Source organism: Microcystis sp. LEGE 08355 (assembly GCF_015207185.1).
Classification (GTDB): Bacteria; Cyanobacteriota; Cyanobacteriia; order Cyanobacteriales; family Microcystaceae; genus Microcystis; species Microcystis panniformis.
Map to the genome: position 1 here is coordinate 1 of NZ_JADEXI010000444.1, position 3,931 is coordinate 3,931.

General features: G+C 40.4%; 1 protein-coding gene. It reads left to right on the plus strand.

Features of this window, described 5'->3' with window-relative positions; translation table 11 throughout:
* The first annotated feature begins 148 nt into the window (after window positions 1-148).
* A complete protein-coding gene (gene bchH / locus IQ242_RS18850) occupies window positions 149-3,814 on the plus strand; it encodes a magnesium chelatase subunit H (RefSeq protein ID WP_193961021.1) in 3,666 nt (1,221 codons plus the stop codon).
* Window positions 3,815-3,931 lie beyond the last annotated feature (117 nt).

A 3,931-nucleotide genomic window follows, 5' to 3' on the forward strand; every position in this document is an offset into this window, starting at 1 on the left:
CCCCCCAAAGGCTTGGATTGAGTGATAAAATCGCAAGTAATACGGCCATCCGTTGAGTATAAGCTACATATCAGGAGAGGCACTCATGCAAAAGGGGGAATAAATAATCAGTTTTTAATAACCAGATTTAGTATAAAAATATATTCTTATGAAAAGCATTGTTTTAATTGTTGGCTTTGAAACCTTTAACACCAATTTATATCGGCAATCGGGCCTGTTGGCTAGTTCTAAATGTCCCGATTTAGAAGTAAAAGTATTCAGCGATAAATCCTTGACGAGCGAACCGGAAATAGTCGAGCAAGCTTTAGCCACTGCCGACGTTTTTTTTGCTAGTTTGATCTTCGATTATGATCAAGTTACTTGGCTGCGGCAACGAGCAGCACAGATTCCGATTCGCTTAGTTTTTGAGTCTGCTTTAGAGTTAATGAGTTTAACCCGTTTGGGAGAATTTGCCATCGGGGATAAACCAAAAGGAATGCCAAAACCAATTCAATTTATCTTAAGTAAATTTTCCAGTGGCAAGGAAGAAGATAAGTTAGCCGGTTATCTCAGTTTCCTCAAAACTGGTCCGAAACTGCTGAAATTTATTCCCGCTAAAAAAGTTCAAGATTTGCGTAATTGGTTAATTATTTACGGTTATTGGAATGCGGGAGGAACCGAAAATGTTGCCGCTATGTGTTGGGTAATTGCCCAAAAATATCTAGGATTAAAAGTACAGGAAATACCCGAAGTTATCGAAACTCCCAATAAGGGACTATTACACCCTGATTATCAGGGTTATTTTCTCACTCCCCAAGAATATTTGAGTTGGTATAAAAAAAATAAATCTCTTGATAAACCAGTGGTGGCACTGCTGCTTTATCGGAAGCACGTTATCAGTAAATTGCCCTATATTAATCAATTAATCCGTCATTTTGAAACGGCTAATTTAATTCCCCTACCCGTGTTTATTAACGGAGTGGAAGGCCATACAATTGTTCGGGATTGGTTAACCACAGACTACGAAATTCAGCAAAGAAAAAAAGGAATCATTGAAACTCCTTCTTTGAGTGAAGATGCGGTGACAGTAGATGCAATTGTCTCGACGATTGGCTTTCCTTTGGTGGGGGGTCCCGCGGGTTCTATGGAAGCAGGAAGACAGGTAGAAGTGGCTAAACGAATTCTGTCCGCTAAAAATATTCCTTATCTTATCGCTGCCCCTTTATTGATTCAAGATATTTATTCTTGGACAAGACAGGGAATCGGTGGTTTACAGAGTGTGGTTCTATACGCTTTACCGGAATTAGATGGAGCAATTGATACGATTCCTCTGGGGGGATTAGTGGGGGAAACTATCTATTTAATCCCCGAAAGATTACAGCGTTTAACTGGACGTTTAAATAGTTGGATTAAGTTACATAAAACCCCTCCCCAAGAACGCAAAATAGCCATCATTCTCTATGGATTTCCCCCGGGTTATGGGGCAGTTGGTACGGCAGCTTTATTAAATGTTCCCCGGAGTTTAGTTAAGTTTTTACAAGCTTTACAAGCGCAGGGTTATAATCTGGGAACGATTCCCGAAGACGGGGAAGAAATTATTCAAAAAGTTAAATTTGCCGATGATGAAAATCTCTCTAAACACAATCGTTTATCGATAGAAACTTTAGAAAATTGGCTAGGTTATCTGTTAACCTCTCGCATTGAAAAACACTGGAAATCTCTGAAAGATGCGGAGATAAAAACTGTTGGCAACCAGTATCATTTAGGGGGAATTGAGTTAGGTAATATCTGGATTGGAGTGCAACCACCTTTAGGAATTGCTGGGGATCCGATGCGGTTAATGTTTGAAAAAGATTTAACTCCTCACCCTCAGTATGCAGCCTTTTATCAGTGGTTACAAAAAGATTTTAAGACCGATGCGATCGTTCATTTTGGTATGCACGGAACTGTCGAATGGCTGCCCGGTTCACCCCTAGGAAATACTGGTTATTCTTGGTCAGATATTTTATTAGGAGATTTACCGAATTTATATATTTATGCCGCTAATAATCCCTCGGAATCTATCCTAGCTAAACGTCGCGGCTATGGGGTGTTAATTTCCCATAATGTGCCTCCCTACGGACGAGCGGGATTATATAAAGAATTGATGATTTTACGAGATTTGATTGCAGAGTTTCGAGAAAATCCTGAGAAAAATTACGCTTTAAGAGATAGTATCCTCCAAAAGATTATTGATACAGGTATCTCTAAAGATTGTCCTTTTCTGGAAGCAGAAAAACAGGGAATAGAATTCACTTTAGAAAATGCCAAATTATTTAGCCGCTATGCACTAACCGATTATTTTGTCAAGGTGTATAATTACCTACAAATCGTCGAACAAAGACTATTTTCTTCGGGTTTACACACCCTAGGAACTGCTCCTAATCAGGAAGAATTAAAAGGTTATCTTGATGCTTATTTTACCGATTTATCTGAGCGAGAATTTCAGCAAATTATCGCTGATGAAGCAACCAATGAAAAGCTTAAAGAAGGCATTGCTATTAAAACTTTATTAGGACAAAATAGCGAAGAGTTAACTAATCTTTTGCGGGGATTAAATGGGGAATATGTACCCCCAGCGCCGGGGGGTGATTTACTCCGGGATGGTGCGGGAGTTTTGCCTACAGGACGCAATATACACGCTTTAGACCCCTACCGGATGCCTTCCCCCGCAGCCTACACCCGCGGACGAGAAATCGCCAAAAAACTGCTAGAACAAAACCTAACCGAAAAAGGAAAATATCCCGAAACTGTAGCGGTTTTACTCTGGGGATTAGATGTGATTAAAACTAAGGGTGAGTCCTTGGGTATTCTCCTAGAATTAGTCGGTGCGGAACCAGTGAAAGAGGGGACAGGAAGAATTGTCAGATATGAATTAAAACCTCTAGGGGAAATTGGACACCCGCGCATCGATATTTTGGCTAATTTATCGGGAATTTTTCGAGATACTTTTATCAATATTATCGAGTTATTGGATGATTTAATGCAGCGGGCAGCCGAGATAGAAGAATCGGAAAATGATAATTATATCCGTAAGCACTATTTAGCCTTAAAAAGTCAAGGAATTGACAATGCCAGCGCTCGTTTATTTTCCAATCCTGCCGGGGATTTTGGCTCTTTAGTTAATGACCAAGTAGTGGAGGGAAATTGGGACAATGACAACGAATTAGCAAAAACTTGGGAAAAGCGTAATGTTTTTAGTTATGGTCGTCAAGATAAGGGACAAGCGCGACCAGAAGTGCTACAACAGTTATTAAAAACCAGTGAAAGTATTATCCAAGAAATTGACTCGGTAGAATACGGTTTAACCGATATTCAGGAATACTACGGCAACACGGGAGGATTAAAATTAGCCGCAGAAAAACAAAGCGGTAAACGGGTAATGACGAGTTTTGTCGAGAGTTTTTCCAATGATACAACTCCCCGCAAATTAGAGGAGGTTTTGCGCTTAGAATACCGCAGTAAATTACTCAATCCTAAATGGGCCAACGCCATGGTTAATCAAGGTTCCGGTGGGGCCTACGAAATCTCCCAAAGAATGACCGCTTTAATTGGTTGGGGCGGTACGGCTAATTTTAGTGACGATTGGGTGTATGATCAGGCAGCCAATACCTACGCTTTTGATGCAGAAATGGCGGAAAAATTGCGTCAAGCTAATCCCGAAGCTTTCCGTAATATTGTCGGTAGAATGTTAGAAGCACAGGGTCGCGGTTTTTGGCAAGCAGACCCCGACAAATTAGAGAAATTACAGGAATTATATCAATTGACCGATGAAAAATTAGAAGGGGTTACTTAGGTTTTTTAGGCTGCATCTCATTTTTGTCAATCTACCAAGTTGGGATTTTTACGGGGACACTCTCGGCTAAAATCGGTCATTACTTCCGATTTTACCACTCAATCCAAGCCTTTGGGG

Excerpts from the sequence above, each read along its gene's own strand:
- bchH (WP_193961021.1), top strand. The coding sequence starts at position 149 with ATGAAAAGCATTGTTTTAATTGTTGGCTTTGAAACCTTTAACACCAAT.